At 63.2% G+C, this 19177-nt stretch carries 16 protein-coding genes and 1 tRNA gene; 2 read left to right on the forward strand and 15 right to left on the reverse strand.

From position 1 onward, the window contains the following. Window positions 1–30 precede the first annotated feature (30 nt). The 3 genes from AC1POX_RS13665 to AC1POX_RS13675 form a co-directional block, all read right to left on the reverse strand. Window positions 31–1485, reverse strand: a complete 1455-nt coding sequence (locus AC1POX_RS13665) for an undecaprenyl-phosphate glucose phosphotransferase (protein WP_005920304.1) — start codon at window positions 1483–1485, stop codon at window positions 31–33. Window positions 1486–1728: 243 nt separating this feature from the next. Continuing rightward, entirely contained in the window at window positions 1729–3168 is a 1440-nt protein-coding gene (locus tag AC1POX_RS13670; RefSeq protein WP_029819711.1) for a GumC family protein, read from the reverse strand. Further along, complete coding sequence (locus AC1POX_RS13675) at window positions 3150–3848, reverse strand: polysaccharide biosynthesis/export family protein (protein ID WP_005914015.1); 699 nt, start codon at window positions 3846–3848, stop codon at window positions 3150–3152. Before AC1POX_RS13675 ends, AC1POX_RS13670 begins: the two co-directional genes overlap by 19 nt. Between AC1POX_RS13675 and AC1POX_RS13680 the strand changes: the two genes are divergently transcribed. After that, window positions 3757–4089: a hypothetical protein gene (locus tag AC1POX_RS13680; protein ID WP_162483012.1), complete on the forward strand. Its 333-nt coding sequence runs from the start codon at window positions 3757–3759 to the stop codon at window positions 4087–4089. The genes AC1POX_RS13675 and AC1POX_RS13680 overlap by 92 nt on opposite strands. A 229-nt stretch (window positions 4090–4318) precedes the next feature. Here the strand turns inward: AC1POX_RS13680 and AC1POX_RS13685 are convergent. The 9 genes from AC1POX_RS13685 to thrS all read right to left on the reverse strand — a co-directional run bounded on the left by AC1POX_RS13685 (window position 4319) and on the right by thrS (window position 12178). Next, window positions 4319–4395, reverse strand: a tRNA-Pro gene (locus AC1POX_RS13685). Window positions 4396–4456: 61 nt separating this feature from the next. Then, complete coding sequence (locus AC1POX_RS13690; RefSeq protein ID WP_005995911.1) at window positions 4457–4813, reverse strand: MerR family transcriptional regulator; 357 nt, start codon at window positions 4811–4813, stop codon at window positions 4457–4459. After that, complete coding sequence (locus AC1POX_RS13695) at window positions 4794–5093, reverse strand: integration host factor subunit alpha (protein ID WP_002811076.1); 300 nt, start codon at window positions 5091–5093, stop codon at window positions 4794–4796. The genes AC1POX_RS13690 and AC1POX_RS13695 overlap by 20 nt, the downstream gene beginning before the upstream one ends. Window positions 5094–5114: 21 nt before the next feature. Next, a complete protein-coding gene (gene pheT / locus AC1POX_RS13700; protein WP_372170277.1) occupies window positions 5115–7493 on the reverse strand; it encodes a phenylalanine--tRNA ligase subunit beta in 2379 nt (792 codons plus the stop codon). Window positions 7494–7619: 126 nt separating this feature from the next. Continuing rightward, on the reverse strand, window positions 7620–8615 hold the full coding sequence (gene pheS / locus AC1POX_RS13705) for a phenylalanine--tRNA ligase subunit alpha (RefSeq protein ID WP_008574581.1): 996 nt from the start codon (window positions 8613–8615) through the stop codon (window positions 7620–7622). 253 nt (window positions 8616–8868) lie between these two features. Then, complete coding sequence (gene rplT / locus AC1POX_RS13710; protein WP_003484828.1) at window positions 8869–9228, reverse strand: 50S ribosomal protein L20; 360 nt, start codon at window positions 9226–9228, stop codon at window positions 8869–8871. Window positions 9229–9238: 10 nt separating this feature from the next. Beyond that, on the reverse strand, window positions 9239–9436 hold the full coding sequence (gene rpmI, locus AC1POX_RS13715) for a 50S ribosomal protein L35 (protein WP_002811096.1): 198 nt from the start codon (window positions 9434–9436) through the stop codon (window positions 9239–9241). 246 nt (window positions 9437–9682) lie between these two features. Further along, entirely contained in the window at window positions 9683–10225 is a 543-nt protein-coding gene (infC, locus tag AC1POX_RS13720) for a translation initiation factor IF-3 (RefSeq protein WP_077708941.1), read from the reverse strand. 48 nt (window positions 10226–10273) lie between these two features. Beyond that, window positions 10274–12178, reverse strand: a complete 1905-nt coding sequence (thrS, locus tag AC1POX_RS13725; protein WP_372356284.1) for a threonine--tRNA ligase — start codon at window positions 12176–12178, stop codon at window positions 10274–10276. Between the two features lie 322 nt (window positions 12179–12500). Between thrS and AC1POX_RS13730 the strand changes: the two genes are divergently transcribed. Beyond that, window positions 12501–13622, forward strand: a complete 1122-nt coding sequence (locus tag AC1POX_RS13730; protein ID WP_277573959.1) for a LacI family DNA-binding transcriptional regulator — start codon at window positions 12501–12503, stop codon at window positions 13620–13622. 124 nt (window positions 13623–13746) lie between these two features. On the opposite strand, the gene AC1POX_RS13735 is transcribed toward AC1POX_RS13730, so the two are convergent. Genes AC1POX_RS13735 through AC1POX_RS13745 form a run of 3 tightly spaced genes read right to left on the reverse strand, consistent with a single transcriptional unit; the run spans window position 13747 to window position 19081 of the window. Then, entirely contained in the window at window positions 13747–15372 is a 1626-nt protein-coding gene (locus AC1POX_RS13735; RefSeq protein WP_065627558.1) for an alpha-amylase family glycosyl hydrolase, read from the reverse strand. 47 nt (window positions 15373–15419) lie between these two features. After that, the gene (locus AC1POX_RS13740; RefSeq protein ID WP_008574586.1) at window positions 15420–16898 is read right to left on the reverse strand and encodes an MFS transporter; all 1479 of its coding nucleotides are present in this window, start codon (window positions 16896–16898) and stop codon (window positions 15420–15422) included. Next, window positions 16895–19081, reverse strand: a complete 2187-nt coding sequence (locus tag AC1POX_RS13745) for a glucosidase family protein (protein ID WP_372356285.1) — start codon at window positions 19079–19081, stop codon at window positions 16895–16897. Before AC1POX_RS13745 ends, AC1POX_RS13740 begins: the two co-directional genes overlap by 4 nt. Between the last annotated feature and the right edge of the window lie 96 nt (window positions 19082–19177).

The raw sequence follows: 19177 nt of genomic DNA on the forward strand, positions 1-19177 counted from the left end.
ACGCGCCAGCTCGCACGCTCCCCACCATCATCAGTACGCGGTCTTCTGTCCGAGCACGCGTACAGCGGTCAGCACGATGATGCGGATATCCAGCCACAACGACCAGCGGCGGATGTAATCGAGGTCGTACTGGATACGCTTCTTCATCGTCCGCAGTTCCGGGGTTTCACCACGGAAGCCGTTCACCTGCGCCCAACCGGTGATGCCAGGCTTGACGTAGTGACGCTGCATGTAATGGTTGATCAGCTTTTCGTAGTGCGTGTTGTGCTGTGCAGCGTGCGGGCGCGGCCCGACGATCGACATGCTGCCACCCAGCACGTTGAAGATCTGCGGCAACTCGTCCAGGCTGCTGCGGCGCAGGAACGCACCGAAACGGGTGATACGTGCGTCGTTCTTGGTCGCCTGCTGGATCGTCGTGCCATGGTCGTCGTGCACACGCATCGAGCGGAACTTGAACATGTAGAACTCGCGGCCACCCAGACCATGACGGCGCTGGCGGAAGAACACCGGGCCCGGCGAGCTCAACTTGACGCCCACGGCAATGGCGGCCATCAGCGGCCACAGGCCAAGCAGCGCGATAACGGCCAGGATCTTGTCCTGCAACGCCTTGGCCACCACGAAGTAATTGTCACGGTCCACCCCGCCCTGGCGCAGATTGATCACCGGCACGTTGCCGATCTGTTCGCCAGACTGATTGAGCAGACCGAAATCGAACAGATCAGGCACCAGCTTGACGTTGATCGGGTAACGGTCCAGGCGCTGCAACAGCTGCTTGATGTGGTCGCGTTCGCCCAGCGGTAGCGAGATCCACACCTGCTCGACCTGGTTTTCCTTCAGATAATCGATCAGCGCGTCCGGCTCGCCCAGGCACGGCAACGACTGACGCTGCTCGGTCACGGCAATGTCGTAGGGGGTACGGAAATAACCGACCAAGTTCATGCCGACCCACGAATTACGGCTCAGGTAGTGGTTGATTTTCATCACCGGGTGACGCAGCCCCACCACCACCACGCGTTGCACGTCCACGCCCTGGGTACGCAAATGGTTGAGGAAGCCGCGCAGCACCGTGCGTGCCGCTACCAGCGAGGCCAGGCCACCGACGAACCACAAGCCGATCCAACCGCGCGACACCTGCTCGCCCACCTGCACGATCAGCGCATGCACGGCAAACAGCGCGAACACACCGCCGAATGCGCCGCCCAGCACCATCAGTTCGCTCAACAGTCCACGGCCGCGCCAGCTGCGGTACAACGGGAACAACGCAAAGCAGATCACCGAGTACAGCAGCGTGGTGGCGATCGCCAGCCGATACGGCGCGGCCGGCACCCAGGAACCAAACACGATGCGATAAGCGACCAGACCGGACACCACAACCATGGTCAGGTCGAAGACGCGCAGAACCAGATCGGCCGCAGCCGAATATTTGGACAACAATCGCGGCGAGGAAGTCGTGTAAGTCGCGCTACTCAAGTCTGCCAAAAGCATGGGGATGTCCTCCAAACTCGATACGACGCATGCGGGGGAACATACGAATCGCACGCGAGCTTTCAATCATCTCCGCCAAGCGATCACCGCGGTAGAACCTACCGACCCCAGATCACTCGACAGCCCTTTGTTTCAACAGAGACAAACTTTCAAACGAAGGAGCCCGAAACATACGGGATCCCACCTTTTCCACGCTGAATCAGTTGTCACTTTAATTAACCATCGTTTTGCAACATCACGATGTCAGTTCGGCCGCGTTTCCTGCACATTGACGCGCAGGAAGTACCGCACCAGAGCCACGGCCAAACCTAGGAATACGCCAAAGATCAGGCCCAACGCGAGGTTCAATTTCAGTTTCGGCGAAGTCTTCGACGTAGGCACATCTGCGGTATCGACGATGGTCACGTTGTTGGCGCCGACATTGCCCGCCACACCGATTTCCTTGTAGCGCTGAAGCAGCGCATCGTAGAGCTGACGGTTGGTGTCGACGTCGCGCTTGAGCATGTTGTAACGAATGCTGCGGCTCTGCAGATCCAGCTCGTTGTTCCGCAAGCCGGCGATGCGCTCGTTGAGCAACTGCTCCTGATGCACCGACGCATCATAGGTCGCCTTCAGCGACTGGCGCACGTTGATGACCTCGCCATTGATCTGCCGGCGCGACTCTTCGATTTGCGCCTTCAGACGCTGCATTTCCGGGTAGTCCGGCTTGAAGGTCGACAGCTTCTGCTGGTACTCGGTGGTGAGACGCACCTGCTCGCTCCGCAGGCTCTGGATCAACGGACTGCTGAGCACCTGAGGCAACGACATGCCATCGCCACTGGATGCCTGACGCCAGGCGGCCTCGGCCTTGATACGGGCGTCCTGCGCAGAAGCCAGCAAGGCGTTGAGATCGGTCAGGTTCTGCGCCGGCAACGAGGGCTTGTCGTCGCCCACCGACACAATCTGCTCGTCGGTGGAGTATGCGACCAGCGACTTCTCCGAATCTTCGACCTTGCTGCGCAACTGCTCCAGTCGCTCGGCAAGGAACTTGGTCGCGAACGAGGACGCCTTCATGCGGCGTTCCTGCGTACTGATGATGAACATCTTCGCGTAAGTGTTGGCGATCTTGGCCGACAGCACGGGGTCCGGCGAATCGTAGTTGACGTAGACCAGGCGCGAATTGAGGATGGGTTCGACCACCAGGCCGGCCAGCAACGTATCGGTGAGGCTGCGCTCGATGATCGCCTGACGCGAATCAACCGATTTGCCTGCTTCGGGATTCTTCGCTGCGGCCTTCTCCAGTGCCTCGTCCACCTGGTCCTTGAACGCCGGCTCCTTGTCGAGCTTGGCTTCGCGGATCACTGCACGTGCCAGTGAACGGCTCTGCAGCAGCTGATACTGGGTCTGGTAGAAATCGCGATCCTGCGGCGACTCCACCGGCATCAGGTTGTCGACGTTCACCACGTTCAGCGAATCGCGTTCGATCTGCAGCGTGCTGGTCGCGCGGTACTTCTCCGGCATCAGCAGCGTGATGGCCAGCGCCAGCAGCAATGCGCCCAGTGCGATTGCGATAATCAACCAACGCTGCGACACCAGGGCGCGCCAGTAGTCGAGCAACCCAACATCGGCGAGTTCGAGATGCCCGTGACGCTGCGACGAAGAGGAACGATTGTCGGAATTCATGCTCATCGGTAAGCGCGCCACACCATCACAAGAGGAGTCAGTTCCAGCATGGTGCGCAACCACACGCGCGCATCCGAGCGGTACACCACCACGATGTCGCCGCCGTAAATCTCAGGATCGGGGTTGGTTCCCTTCTCGATTTCGGTCAGGTCGAACCGCGCGAGCATCTTTTGCCCATTGACCATGCGGAACACGATGACATTGCCGCGGCTGGCGACCGTGCTCACGCCCTTGGCCTGCGCGATGGCTTGCTGCAAGGTCAGGTTGGCCCCGATCACCGGATAAATGCCCGGCTCGTCGACCGCTCCGGTCACGGTGACGCGACGGCCGTTGGATTCCTGCACGAACACCGACACCTGCGGATTTTGCAGGTAGCCGTTGCGGTACCGGTCGGCCACCATCTTTTCCAGCTCGCCGACGCCCATGCCGGCCGCATTTACGTCGCCGATAAGCGGCAACGAAATGTGGCCGTTCTGATCGATACGGACCTGCCGTTCCAGATCGTCGATCTGGAACACCTTGACCAGCAGCAGGTCGCCTGGCGAGAGCCGATACTCGGGCTGCACTGCGGACATTGCGAGCGGGTCAGGCAGTGGCAACGAGGTCGCCATGTCCTTACCGGTGCTGCAAGCGCCCAGTGTTATCGAGCAGATCAACGCCAGGCTGAGCGCTTGGCAAAATCGTCCGATCAGTTTCTTCATGCGTGTGGCTGGCTGCCTCGGTTGGGTGGGACAGGAGCTCGCGCAGCATTCAACCGGCCAAACACGCCAGCACGAACGTACGACAGAGGGTTCATCCCGGGACATCGGGATCACGACAGGTAAGGCGTGTTGCACTGCACTATGGCACAGAAAAATCGCACCGCAAGAGACCGCACGCCATTTTTTTGACAGCGTTGGCCTATTGATTCAAGTTCGTCGATATCGCGTTAACGAACCGTGATCCACGTTTGAATCTGGAGAAAATGTTTCGGAGTGTTTTCGGACACTTAGCACCATTGCGTGATCCAAGTCCATAGCGAACCGGACCGCAAAAAGCCGGCGCTAGTGCGCCGTTCATGCTGCATCGCGATATGCCGATATGCGTATTCGCCCAGGCCGTCGCGGACACAAAAATGCAATGTTGCGACGCAACAAAAAAGCCCATGACCTGACGTCATGGGCTCGTTGTTTGGTCGGGGTAGCCGGATTCGAACCGACGACCACTAGTCCCCCAGACTAGTGCGCTACCAGGCTGCGCTATACCCCGAAGATGCTGCGCTCCGCCGCGAGGGCGGCCTGCGATTATAGCGGCTTTGTGAAACGTTTTCCTAGCGGCGCAGCAGTTGCAGGACTTCTTCCAGCTCCATCCGCACCTGCTTGATGATCTGATTGCTCAGCGCCGACTCGCTCTTGGCGCCATCGCCCTCCAGACGCAAGCGCGCACCGCCGATGGTATAGCCCTGTTCGTACAGCAACCCGCGGATCTGACGCACCATCAGCACGTCATGGCGCTGGTAGTAGCGCCGGTTCCCGCGCCGCTTGACCGGCTCCAGGCTGGGAAACTCGGTTTCCCAATAGCGCAGCACATGCGGCTTGACGTCGCATAGCTCGCTGACCTCACCAATGGTGAAATAGCGCTTGGCCGGGATCGGCGGTAGCTCGCGATTACTGCCCGGATCCAGCATAAGCCTCCACCCGTTCCTTGAGTTTTTGGCCAGGGCGGAACGTCACCACCGTCCGTGCCGAGATCGGAATTTCTTCGCCGGTCTTGGGATTGCGACCGGGCCGTTGGTTCTTTCGCCGCAGATCGAAGTTGCCGAAACCCGACAGCTTCACCTGACGGCCCTGCTCCAGCGCATCGCGCAGCACATCGAAGAACGCGTCGACAAATTCCTTTGCCTCACGCTTGTTCAGACCGACCTCGTCGAACAGACGTTCGGCCATCTCCGCTTTCGTCAATGCCATGCCAATCCCCTGGTTACCGCCTCAACTCCGGATCCGGGCGCGATGCTCGCGCTCGATCACGGCCACCACGTCGGTGACGACCGCATCGACGTCCCGGTCGGTGAGAGTGCGCGAGTTATCCTGCAAAATCAAGCCCATAGCCAGACTCTTGAAACCTGGCTCGACCCCCTGCCCGACATAGCGGTCGAACAATTGCACCTCACGCAACAATGGCCCGACCGTGGTGCGCACGCTGGCCGACACTGCCGCCCAGCTCACCTCGTCGGACACCAGGAAGGCCAGATCGCGGCGCACCGAGGGGAACCGCGACAGCTCGCCGGCGCGCGGCAGGGCCCGCTGGACCAAGGGCATCAGCTGCAACTCGAACGCGATCACGTCCACGTCGATGTCCAGCGCCTTGGCCAGACGCGGATGTACCTGCCCGATCCAGCCGATACAGACGCCGTCGCGATAGATATCGGCCGACCGACCCGGGTGTCCGAACGGCTGCGTCGACGGCTGGAACTCCAGCTGCGCGCCGCTGGCCGCAGCCAGCGCCATCAAGTCGCCCTTCAAATCGTGGAAATCCACCTTGCGCGCTGGCTCGCCCCACTGCAGCGCCAGCGCATCGCCGCACACCGCCGCGGCAACGTGCTGCGACTCTCCGGGTGCCGCACCGGCATCGGCCGCAGCTGCGAACACCTTGCCCAGCTCGAACAAACGCACCCGCCCAGCCTGGCGTGCAGCATTGCGGCCCAACGTGGCGACCAGGCCCGGCAACAGGCGCGGACGCATGATCGCCAACTCCGCACTGAGCGGGTTGGCCAGCGGCACCAGGCCTTCGGTAAGCTGCCAACGCTCCAGCAAGGCCGCATCGACGAAGGCGTAATTGATGGTTTCCTGCAGCTCGCGCGCCACCAGCTGGCGCCGCACGCTGAGCTCGTCCAGCTGGGTTTCGCTCGGCATCGCGATGCGACTGGCGCCACCAGGCAGCGTGGTCGGCACCCGGTCGTACCCGTGGATACGCGCCAGCTCTTCAATGAGATCTTCTTCGATGGCGATGTCGAAGCGACGGCTCGGGGCCATCACTTCCCAGCCTTCGGCAACCGCCTCGACGTGCATGCCGAGCGCCCGCAGCATGCGCACGACGTCGGCATCGTCGATCTGGATACCGAGCACGCGTGCAATGCGCGCACGGCGCAAGCGGATGCGCGCCGGCTGCGGCAGATGCTCCGGCAGCTGCGCATGCACCACCGGGCCAGGCGTACCGCCGGCCAGTTCCAGCACCAGGCGTGTCGCCACTTCAATTGCCTGCGGCGGCAATGCCGGATCCACGCCACGCTCGAAACGGTGCCCGGCATCGGTATGCAGGCCGAGTTTGCGGCCACGGCCCATGATGGCCGCAGGGGCGAAGTACGCCGACTCCAGGAACACATTGCGGGTGGTGTCGGTGACGCGTGTGTCCAGCCCGCCCATCAAGCCGGCCAATGCAACCGGACGCCCGGCATCGGTGATGGTCAGAAAACTCTCGTCCAACGTGACCTGGCGCCCGTCCAGCAACGCTAGCTGCTCACCGCTGCGCGAATGGCGCACGCCGATCGGGCCTTGCAGCGTGTCTAGGTCGAACGCGTGCATCGGCTGGCCCAGCTCCAGCATCACGTACTGGGTGATGTCCACCAGCAACGACACCGGACGCACGCCGCTGCGGCGCAGCCGCTCGGCCAGCCACACCGGCGTCTTGGCGGACGGGTCGATTCCTTCGATCACACGACCGCAATAGCGCGGCGCATCCTTACCGGCGTCCAGTTCCACTGCCAGCGTGCGCGTGGACACCGGCGCCACCATGCCGGCGTCGAACGCCACCACTTCGCTGGCGCACGCGGCGGCCACGTCGAAGGCGATGCCGCGTACGCTGAAGCAATCGGCACGGTTGGGCGTGAGCTTGATCTCGATGCTGGCATCGGGCAGCCCCAGATACTCGGCCAGCGCCTGCCCCACCGGCGCATCGTCGGGCAACTCGAACAGACCCGACGCATCGCTGTCCAGTCCGAGCTCCTTGGCCGAACACAACATGCCGTTGGACGCCACACCGCGCAGCTTGGCCGCAGTGATCGTCAGCTCGCCGATCTTCGCACCGACCAGCGCCAACGGCGCCACCAGACCCGCACGCGCATTCGGCGCGCCACACACGATCTGCAGCAACTCGCCCTGCCCGGCATCGACGCTGCAAACCTGCAGACGATCGGCTTCGGGATGACGCACCGCTTCGACGATACGCGCCACCACCACCTGACCAAGCGACTCGCCCAGCGGCGTGACTTCTTCGACTTCCAGACCGATCGCCGTCAGCGTCGCGGCCAGTTCATCGCGCGTGGCCTGGATCGGAACGTGGCTGCGCAGCCAATTTTCAGAGAATTTCATGAGAGGCCGGGAATCGAGAATTGGGAATGGGGAATCGCAAGAGCAGGGTTGCCGGGCCTTCGGAACCGGACCGATGGAGCCAATGGCTCTTGCGATTCCCGATTCCCAATTCCCGACTCCCCGCCGTCAAGCAAACTGCCGAAGAAAACGCACATCGTTCTCGAAGAACGCGCGCAGGTCGTTGACGCCATAGCGCAGCATCGCGAAGCGCTCCACGCCCAGGCCGAAGGCGAAGCCGGTGTAGCGCTCAGGGTCGATGCCGACGCTGCGCAGCACATTCGGGTGCACCATGCCGCAGCCCAGCACTTCCAGCCAGCGCGTGCTGCCGTCGGGCTGCTGCCAGGCGATATCCACTTCCGCGCCAGGCTCCACGAACGGGAAATAGCTGGGGCGGAAGCGCATTTCGAAATCGCGCTCGAAGAACGCACGCACGAACTCGGACAAGGTGCCCTTGAGGTCGGCGAAATTGGAATGCTCGTCCACCAACAGGCCTTCGACCTGATGGAACATCGGCGAGTGGGTCTGATCCGAATCGGAGCGGTACACCTTGCCGGCCGCGATCATGCGCAGCGGCGGTTTGTGCGCGTCCATGTAACGCACCTGCACGCCTGAAGTATGTGTGCGCAGCAGGCGTCCGTCGCCGAAATAGAACGTGTCGTGCATCGCGCGCGCCGGATGGTGCGGCGGAAAGTTCAGGGCTTCGAAGTTGTGCCAGTCGTCCTCGATCTCCGGGCCGTCCGACAGCTCGTAGCCGAGCCGCGCGAAGATTTCGACGATGCGCTCCAGCGTGCGTGTCACCGGGTGCAGACCGCCGCGTTCGCTTCGACGCCCCGGCAAGGTGACGTCGATGCGTTCACCGGCAAGACGGGCATCCAGCGCGGCGGTTTCCAGCGTGTGCTTGCGCTCGGCCAGCGCTGCAGTCAGCGCGTCGCGCGACAGGTTGATCGCCTCGCCAGCCGCCTTGCGTTGCTCTGCCGGCAACGTCCCGAGCTGCTTGAGCTGGGCAGTGATGCTGCCGCTCTTGCCCAGCAATGCAACACGCAAGGCTTCCAGTTGGTCCGGCGTCTGCGCCGCGGCAACATCGGCCAGCGCGCGCTCGGTCAGGGATTGAATCTCACTCATTGCACTTGCGCCTCAACTGCTAGCCGAACGGTGTTTCCGGATACACCGGAACGCATTGTCACTGCATTGACCTGTCATCGCCCACTTGGCGACTTCGCTAAAACGCAAAAGGGGAAGGACTCGCGCCCTTCCCCCTGCATCTTTGCGTTTCACGCATCGAAAGCATCCGCACCGAGGTGTGACTACTGACGATGACTCGCTTCTGTCAAAAGTCCGCACATGGATGTGCGGGCTCTTGCAGAGGGACCTGCATTTACGCCGCCAGCGCGCCCTTTGCCTTCTCGGCCAGCGCGGCAAAACCGGCGGCGTCGTGCACGGCGATATCGGCCAGTACCTTACGGTCCAGGGTGATGCCAGCCTTGAGCAGGCCATTCATGAAACGGCTGTAGCTCAAGCCGTTGATGCGGGCAGCCGCATTGATGCGGGTGATCCACAGCGAACGGAAATTACGCTTCTTCTGCTTACGGCCAATGTAGGCGTACTGCTGCGCCTTGATGACCGCCTGCTTGGCAACGCGGAAGACCTTGCGGCGAGCGTTGTAGTAGCCCTTCGCCAGGGTCAGAATTTTCTTGTGGCGGCGGCGCGCCTGCACACCACGCTTTACTCGTGCCATGGTTCAGTCCTCAGAGATAGGGAAGCATACGATCGAGACGGCCTGCGTCCTCGGCACGGACGTGGTTCGTCTGCCGCAGGTTGCGCTTCCGCTTGGTCGCTTTCTTCGTGAGGATGTGGCTACGGTTTGCGTGGCCGCACTTGTACTTGCCGGAGGCGGTCTTGCGGAAACGCTTGGCCGCCGCCCGGTTGGTCTTGATCTTGGGCATTGCAATGTCCTTGATGGTGTTTTGTCACTGACACGGGCGGCAGTCTTGCGACCACGCTTTCCATCCTTGCCCTTGCCTGCTTGTAAGTCCTTGATCGAACACGATCCGGACAGGTCCTGGTGCCGCTTGCGCGGCGCCCCGATAAAACCGGGCCGCGCAGTCTACCCGTTGCCGGGAATTGTTGCAAATCGTGGAGCTTGCACTGCAACAGACCTGTCGGGCCCGTTGCAGTGCCGAATCGGATCCTCAGACCTTCTTCTTGGGCGCGATCATCATGACCATCTGGCGCCCTTCCAGGCGCGGACGCGACTCGATGACGATGTCGTCGCCCAGATCGGCCTCGATCCGCGCCGCCATCTCGCGGCCCAGCTCCTGATGGCTCATTTCACGGCCACGGAAGCGGATGTTGACCTTGACCTTGTCGCCCTCTTCCAGGAAACGGCGCATGTTGCGCAGCTTGATCTGGTAGTCGCCCTCGTCGGTGACCGGGCGGAACTTGAGTTCCTTGATCTCGACCTGCTTGGTCTTCTTCTTGGCCTCGTTGGCCTTTTTCTGCTGCTCGAACTTGAACTTGCCGAAATCCATGATCTTGCAGACCGGCGGATCGGCCTGCGGCTGGATTTCGACCAGATCCAGGCCTTCTTCTTCGGCCTTGGCGAGCGCTTCGTCGCGCGACAACACGCCGACCATCTCTCCGTCACTGCCGATCACGCGAACGCGCGGCACACGGATTTCTTGGTTCTTGCGGTTCTGTTTGTTGTCAGGGGTACTGATATTGCAATCTCCCAGAGGAATCGAACCGGCGCATCCGGATCATCCAGACCGGCCGGGGTTGGCTCACGCTGCCTGCTCTGCCTGCAGACGTTCGATGAAGGCCGAGACCGTCATGGTCCCAAGGTCCTCGCCTGAACGGGTCCGCACGGCGACAGCGCCATTTTCCTTCTCGCGGTCGCCGACCACGAGCAGATATGGCACGCGTTGCAGCGTATGCTCGCGAATCTTATAACCGATCTTCTCGTTACGCAAATCTGCGCTGACACGGAAGCCTTGATTTGCAAGGGTTTTCCGCACCGAGTCGACATATTCAGCCTGAGCATCGGTGATGTTGGCGACAACGACCTGCACCGGGGCCAGCCAGGACGGGAAGGCACCGGCGTGATGTTCGATCAAAATGCCGATGAAACGCTCCATCGAGCCGACGATGGCCCGGTGCAGCATGACCGGATGCTTCTTCTGGCTGTTCTCGTCCACGTACTCGGCGCCGAGGCGGCCCGGCATCATGAAGTCGACCTGCATGGTGCCCAGCTGCCAGGTTCGGCCGATGGCGTCCTTGAGGTGGTACTCGATCTTGGGGCCGTAGAAGGCGCCCTCGCCCGGCAACTCCTGCCACTCCACCCCGCACACGCCCAGCGCACTGCGCAGCGCAGCTTCGGCCTTGTCCCAGGTGGCATCGTCGCCCAGGCGCTTTTCCGGGCGCAGCGCGATCTTGATCTGGATGTCGTCGAAGCCGAACGCGGTATAGACCGCCAGCGCCTGCTGGTGGAAGGCGGTGACTTCGGATTCGATCTGCGATTCCAGGCAGAACACGTGCCCGTCGTCCTGGGTGAAGCCGCGCACGCGCAGGATGCCGTGCAGCGCGCCGGAAGGCTCGTTGCGGTGGCAGGCGCCGAACTCGCCGTAGCGGATCGGCAGGTCGCGGTAGCTGTGCAGGCCCTGGTTGAACACCTGCACGTGGCCGGGGCAGTTCATCGGCTTGACCGCGTAGGTGCGCTTCTCCGACTCGGTGAAGAACATCGCGTCCTGGTAATTGTCCCAGTGGCCGGATTTCTGCCACAGCGACACGTCCAGCATCTGCGGGCAGCGCACTTCGCCGTAGCCGCTGTCGCGGTAGACCTTGCGCATGTACTGCTCGACCACCTGCCACAGCGACCAGCCCTTGGGGTGCCAGAACACCAAGCCGGGCGCTTCTTCCTGCAGGTGGAACAGGTCCTGCGCCTTGCCGATGCGGCGATGGTCGCGCTTGTCGGCTTCTTCCATGCGCAGGATGTAGGCATCCAGCTGTTTCTTGTCGGCCCAGGCGGTGCCGTAGATGCGCTGTAGTTGCTCGTTCTTGGCATCGCCGCGCCAGTAGGCGCCGGAGATGCGGGTCAGCTTGAAGGCCTTGAGGAAGCGCGTGTTGGGCACGTGCGGGCCGCGGCACATGTCCACGTATTCCTGGTGGTAGTACAGGCCCATCGCGGTGATGTCCTCGGACATGTCCTCGATCAGGCGCAGCTTGTACTCTTCGCCGCGCTGGGCGAAGACCTCGATCACCTCGGCGCGCGGGGTGACCTTCTTGATCACGTCGTAGTCCTGCGCGATCAATTCCTGCATGCGCTGCTCGATCGCGGCCATGTCGTCCGGCGTGAACGGGCGTTCGCTGTAGATGTCGTAATAGAAGCCTTCGGCGATGACCGGGCCGATCACCATCTTGACCTCCGGGTACAGCTGCTTGACCGCATGCCCGACCAGATGCGCGCAGGAGTGTCGGATGATCTCCACGCCTTCGGCGTCCTTGGCGGTGATGATGCGCAGGCTGGCGTCATGGTCGATGACGTCGCTGGCATCGACCAGCTGGCCGTCGACCTGGCCGGCGATGGTGGCCTTGGCCAGGCCGGCGCCGATCGACTGGGCGACCTGCATGACCGAGACGGGGGATTCGAATTCGCGGCGGCTGCCGTCGGGGAGCGTGATGTTGATCATGGGCAAGAATGAGGTCTGGTCTGGCTGCAGCGGTCGGCTGCCATGGGAGATCTGGCCATCGCTGGTCAGGCTCGGAGGGAAATGCGGGACGAGAGGCAAGACAGCGCCATGCAGGCGCTCTGCGCGCTGGCGCAGGCAAGGATCAGCGGTGGGCGGTGGTAGTGCTCATGTCGCACGCTGGGCCGGCGCGGGGCGCGGGCCACCTTCTCGCAGGGGGTCTTGGGCGTGAATGGTAAACCAATCAGCCGTCCGCTGCGTACGGCGGCGCGGCGCTGGCGGGCGCATGGCATGATGCCGGCCACCTGTCCTGCCGTTGCCGACCATGACCATCAAGGGTAAAGCCACCTCGCTGGATATCGCCTACCTGGCCGGCGTGTCGCAGCCGACCGTGTCGCGCGCACTGCGCGGCAGCCCGATGGTCAACGAGGAAACCCGCAAGCGCATCCTGCGCATCGCCCGCGAGCTGAACTACAAGGTCGACAAGAACGCCTCCTCGCTAAGGCTGCGCAATGCCGGCACGCTGGCACTGCTGTTCTTCGAAGACCCCACTGCCGACGACTCGCTTATCAACCCGTTCTTCCACTCGATGCTGGGCTCGATCACCCGCGCCTGCGCGCTGCAGGGCTACGACCTGCTGGTGTCGTTCCAGCAGTTGTCCAAGGATTGGCAGGCCGATTACGAAGACAGCAACAAGGCCGACGGCATCATCCTGCTGGGCTATGGCGACTATCAGGAATCGCGCCAGCGGCTGCAGCTGCTGGTCGAGCAAGGCACCCACTTCGTGCGCTGGGGCGCGGCCCTGCCCGGCCAGCCCGGCATTTCGATCGGCAGCGACAATTACCAGGGCGGGCTGGACATTACCGACCATCTGCTGGCGCAGGGCTGCCGGCGGATCGCGTTCGTCGGACACGCGTCCAACCACTACCCCGAATTCGAAGAGCGTTACCGCGGCCATGCCGCTGCGCTGGCGCAGCATGGCCTGGTAGCCGACCCGTCACTGCAGTTCGATGCGATCACCACCGAGTTGTCCGGCTACACCGCATGCCTGGCACTGCTGGAGAGCGGCAATGCGTTCGATGCGGTGTGCGCAGCCAGCGATCTGATTGCGATCGGTGCAATGCGCGCCCTGCGCGAGCGCGGCCTGCGGGTGCCGCAGGACGTGGCGGTCAGCGGCTTCGACGATATTGCGTTGGCGGCGTCGGTGGCGCCCGCGCTGTCGACCGTGCAGCAGGACACCAAGCAGGCCGGCACATTGTTGGTGGAGAGCCTGGTCGCCCTGATTCGTGGCGAGGCCGCGCAGAGTCGCACGATTCCGGTGCGTCTGGCGCTACGCGATTCCTCGCGCAGCAGCGGGCTGCAGCCGCCACTGGGATGGGCGCCGTCTGGCGCAGAGACCGGCGATGCGATGACGGGTCGAGCGTCGGATGGGACGGTCAGGCGCTGATTCAGGATTCGGGATAGCGCGCCGGTTGGGTCGCGAGATCTCGCGACCCGCTGCGTGCGGCGCAAGAGCGCAACCGGGCGCGACGGGCGTTAGCGGCAATGCCTGATCGCGCCCAGGTGCGCGCCTACCTGTTGCGCGCGTCGCGTGCAGCCTGCTCGGCCATTTGCAGGTCGAGCTGCTTGCGCAGGGCCGGGTCGGTGATCGGCGCATCCGACAGCAACACGCGCACGCCGTGCGCCGGCACCGCTGTTGCGAAACCACGCTGCACCTGCAACTGCTCGCCACTGACCGCATCGCGCCACGCGCCAGGCTGCAGGAAGCGCGTCACTTGAATGGTGGCTGCGGTATCGGCCTTGTTGAGCAGCACCAATGCGGTCTGGGTTGTACCTGCATGCTGATAGACGCGCAGGAACGCGGCTTGATCGCCGTGTAACCGCACATCGACCTGCACGCCACGCTGCAATGCCGGGGTGTTGCGACGCACCTGGGCGATGCGTTGCAGCGGGCCGAAGATCGGGCTCTGCTGTGCAGTGCGAATGCGCTCGACGCCGAAGTAGTTGCGATTGCCGGCATGTTCGGCACGCCCACGCATGAAGCCGATTTCCGAGCCGTAATAGATCACCGGAATGCCGCGGGCGGTGAACAACCAGTTGTGTGCATCGATAAACCCGGCATCGCTGGCATCCAGACGCGCCATGTCGTGGTTGTCGTAGAAGCTCATCAACTCGTAGGGGTTCGCATAGGGCCCTTGACGCAGGAACAAGGGCACGGCGAGTTTTTCGAAGCCGGCCTGTTCATGACCGAATACCGCGGCAAGCTGCTGCTTGAGCGGGAAATCCAGCACGCTGACGCCGGCATTGCGCGTCCAGGTATGCCCGGCGATCTTGTTGGTGTCGTAATCGAAGGCTTCGCCGAACATGAAAAAACCCGGACGTTTTTCACGAATGCGCGCCACGAAGGCATGCCAGAAGCGATCCGGCATCCAGCCGATGGTATCGATGCGAAACGCATCGGCGCCCTGCTCCATCCACTGCAGGTACGCGCCGGCCAAATAATCCAGCACCGCCGGATTGTTTTCGTTGAGGTCGGACAATTCCGCCAGGCCGCCGCCGGTGTTGTAGAAGGCATGCAATGGGTTGTGCTGCGGATCCAGTTGCGCAGGCGCGAGATTCTGGTGGTCGGCGACCAGGCGCCCCTGTGCATCGTAGAGTTTGCCGAAGCCGGGTTGCGCCTGCGGCATGGTGTAGGCCGGCGAACCGTGGTTGCCCACGATGTCCAATACGACCTTCAGCTTGCTGGCATGCATGGCGCGGGTAAAGCCGGCGAAATCCAGGCCCGGGCTGGGCAGATGTTCATCGAGCTTGTAGAAGTTGACGCCCCAATAGCCGTGATAGCCGGTCTTGCCATGGTCGCTGAGCGTGCTGCCGCAGGTGATCGGCTTGCCGCCGGTGAACGCTTCGTCGGGGTTGTCGACGATCGGGGTGATCCACACCGCCCCGAAGCCCAGGTCGCGGATGTAATCGGCATGCTCGACGATGCCTTTGAAGTCGCCACCGAGATAGCCGATGTTGTCCTCGCTGCCATCGGCGCATGGTGTGGGCACATCGAAGGTGCGATGCGCACCACCCTGATCGCGATGGTCGTTGCCGGTATCGCCGTTGACGAAGCGGTCGGTCACCACGAAGTACACCGCCTCGGCGGCAAACGGCTCCAGGGTGCCGTAGTAGTCCTTGGCTGCAGGCGCCGCCATTGCCGCGCCTGCGTACATCGTCAACGCCACATACATCGCACTGCGCATCACTGCCCTCCCGAGGCCACTGGAACCCGCACCACGCACACGCCTGCAATCAACAGGCTGAGCCCGCCAATGGCCAATGCATAGATCGGCTGCCCGCCCAGCCACACGCGCAGCACAAAGCCCAGCGCGCTGGCGGCGACCAACTGCGGAATCACGATGAAGAAATTGAAGATGCCCATGTACACGCCCATCTTTGGAGCAGGCACACTGTCTGACAGCAAGGCATACGGCAGCGACAGGATCGAGGCCCAGGCGAAACCGACCCCCACCATCGACAGCAGCAACCACTGCGGGTCGCGGATGACCAGCATCGACAACAATCCGGCGGCACCCAGCCACAGGTTGCACAGATGGCCCCAGCGCAAGCCGACCGCACGCACCAGCAGCGGAATCACCACTGCAGCCAATGCAGCAAACCCGTTATAGGCGCCGAACAACACGCCGACCCAGTTTGCGCCATCGTTGTAGGCCGCCGAAGCGGTGTCGTTCGCACCGAAATGCACTTGCGTCACTGCGGCAGTGGTGTAGATCCACATCGCAAACAAGGCAAACCACGAGAAGAACTGCACCCAGGCCAGGCGACGCATCGTCATCGGCATGCTGCGCACGTCCTGCACGATCGCCACCAACATGCTGGTGGCGGGCAACATGCGGGCCAAGGCAAGCAACACGCCGTAGGCAAGACACAACCCGGCCAGCACGTACAGCATGCGGTCGCCGTGCTGCCAGGCGATGGCCGTGGCGAGCAGCACGCCCAGACCGCACCACAGCACGCTTGCCATGGGTGTCGGCGCCATGCCGGTGCGTGCCACCTGTGCGAGAGGCGGATGCGCATCGTCAAAACCGGCCAACTGCTCTGGGCTGTACTCGCGCGTGCGCAGCACCGTCCAGGTGATCGACAGGAACAATACCGCCGCGCCAAGGTAGAACGCGTAGCGCACGCTGTCGGGCAACTGGCCTGGCGGCGCGGTGTTGGCAATGCCCCAATGGGTCAGCAGCCAGGGCAGAAAACTCGCGACGATCGCGCCGATGCCAATGAAGAAACTCTGCATCGCGTAGCCGGTCGGCCGTTGCGACGGCGGTAATTGGTCACCCACCAGCGCACGGAAAGGCTCCATCGAGATGTTGATCGATGCATCCAGCACCCACAGCGTCCCGGCGGCCACCCAGAGCATCGGCGCGTTGGGCATCACCAGCAAGGCCAGCGTGGTGAAGACAGCGCCCACCATGAAGTACGGACGCCGGCGGCCCCACGGGGTCCAGGTGCGATCGGACAGGTAACCGATGACCGGCTGCACGATCAGGCCGGTGAGCGGTGCAGCGATCCACAGGCCTGGCACGTCGTCGACCTGCGCGCCCAGGGTCTGGAAGATACGGCTGGCATTGGCGTTCTGCAGTGCGAAGCCGAACTGGATGCCGAGAAAGCCGAAGCACATGTTCCAGATCTGCCAGAAATTCAAGCGTGGCTTGGCGTTCATGGCGCGGCCTCCACGCGTGCTGCAGGCCCGACCAACAACGCACTGACCTGCGCCGCATTGACCACACCATCACGGCCGCCGCGGCCGCCGTTGTACTGCGCAAAGTGCGCCAATGCGCTCATATTGAAGCCGTTCTCGAGCCGGAACGTACAGGCCTGCCCCGCCACCGCATCGAAAGTCACTTGTGTGGAGAGCTGCTCGCCTACGCTATGCGGCATCACGATGACCTGCGATTGTGCGGGTTTCCCCGGGCACTCCAGCACCAGGTGTTTCACCGCTGCCGTGATCCCGGTATTGATCGGGCCATTGTCATTGCGGTAACGCAGCGATACCCGATGCACGCCTGCATGTGCCGGACGCCAGCTCCAGCGCTGGCTGCCCGGCAACTGCTGCAGTGGGCCGAGCGTCAACGACGGGCTATGCAGCGACTCCAGACCATCGCGCCGCCGGGTCAGGCTGAGCACATGCAGCACGCCATCGTCGGGGAGATCCCAGTGCGCGCTGGCATCGAGTGCGCGGCCGTCCAGATACAGCGTTGTTCCTTCCGGAATATCGATGCGATACGTGTTGCCGATCTGTTGCGCGACCGGCGCCGGTGGCATCTGCGGTGCGAAGACCTGCTTCGGTCGCGGCGGCGGCGTCAGGTCGGCATTGTGCCCAACCAACTGCACCAGCGTGGTCTGCCCCTGCCGTTCGCTGCGTCCTGCCACCAGCAACTCGCCGGCATCGTTCGCCGGGCGCTGCAGCACGTACCGTCGTGCGCCCTGTTCCAGCACGATCTGCTTGGCGTCGCCAAACAACAGGGGCAGCAAGGACCGCGGCAACTTCGGTTGTAGCTTGCCATCGGCCGACAGCCCGAACACACCCTCCTGCACTGCAGACAGGTAGCCCGCCACCGACCACAGCTGGCGTGGCGAGTTCACCACCGGGCCACTGCGCGCGCCCTCTTCCACGTGCACCGCAAGGCGCTGCATCTCGTAGTTTTCCATGTTCGAGCCCGCCAGCGCGCTGCTGCGCATCAGCGATTGCAGCTCCAACGCGATGCGTGGCGCATCGTCCAGCGTGCGTGCAGCGCGTAGCGCATAGGCACTGACGAACGGCCAGACAGCGCGGTTGTGGTAGATCGGCTGCGCGGCCTCTTGCGGCCACACCACCGGGCTGCCGCCCGCAACCATCGGGTAATTGCGCAGCGCAAGGCGCGCCCGCTGCGGCGGAAACACATCGGCCAGTACGCCCAGCGAGAGGCCGAGCAGATCCACCTTGGCGTAGCGCACCGGATGCGCTGCGCTGCCGAGATAGCTGACGTATTGGCTGCTGCGCGCATCCCAGAAACGCCTATCGATGGCCTGGCGGAGTGCATCGGCCCACTGCGCATATTGCACAGCGCGTGCATCGCCCTGCTGGCGCGCCAACTGTTCGGCCAGCCGCAACGCCTGGTAATGCAGCACGTTGGTGGAGAGCGCAAAGGATTCGGCAATGAATCGCACGTCCTCGCGCGTCCAGTCCGGGTAGGTCTGTTCTCGCCAATCTAGGAACGAGGTTTCGCCGCGGTAGAGACCGATCTGCGCATCGAACACGGCATCGCGGTCCTGCGCGATCGTTGCCCGTAGCGCCTGCCACACCTCTTCGGCAAACGGCTTGTCGTCCAGCAAGCCACGGGCGGCAAGGAACCACACCACTCGGTCGCTGCTGATCGGCCAACTGCCGCCGGAGCCGGTGTCCTGCGCCACGAACAGTCCCGGCGTGCGCCCATCGCGTGCGGCCGAGAGCTTGAAGCGCAGTGCATTGCGCGTGCGCTCCGGCTCCAGCTGCGCCAACGCAAGATCGGCCGCAAAGCTGACATCGCGCGTCCAGACGTAAGGCCAGCGTTCGCCGGTTTCGAAGCAGGCGCACGGCACCGGCTTGCCATCGTTGAAGGCGGGGTCGCGGATCGCCTCGACGCGGTCGTCGGCCATTTCCTGCTGTGCCAGCGCGAACAAGGCGTCGAACAGCGGGCTGGCGGTGTGCGTGCGCATCGGTTGTGCCGCAATGCGGCGTTCGCCCTGCGGCCAGCGCAACACGAAGCTGCCGTCGTCCAATGCCTGCGCTTGGGCCCGGCGTCCTTGAAATTCCAGTTCGTCGGCCAGTGCCGGCGAACTTGCCGCAACGCCCAGCGTTGCAGCCATGCAGATCATCTTCAACATCGAAGTGGCAAGACAGCTTGCGCCGTCGGCCTTCCTCCCTCGTTGCACGCGTTGTGGTGCGCGGCACGGACGTGCCACGGGCGCGGACCCTCCCAG

It is taken from the genome of Xanthomonas sp. NCPPB 3442 (assembly GCF_056725145.1).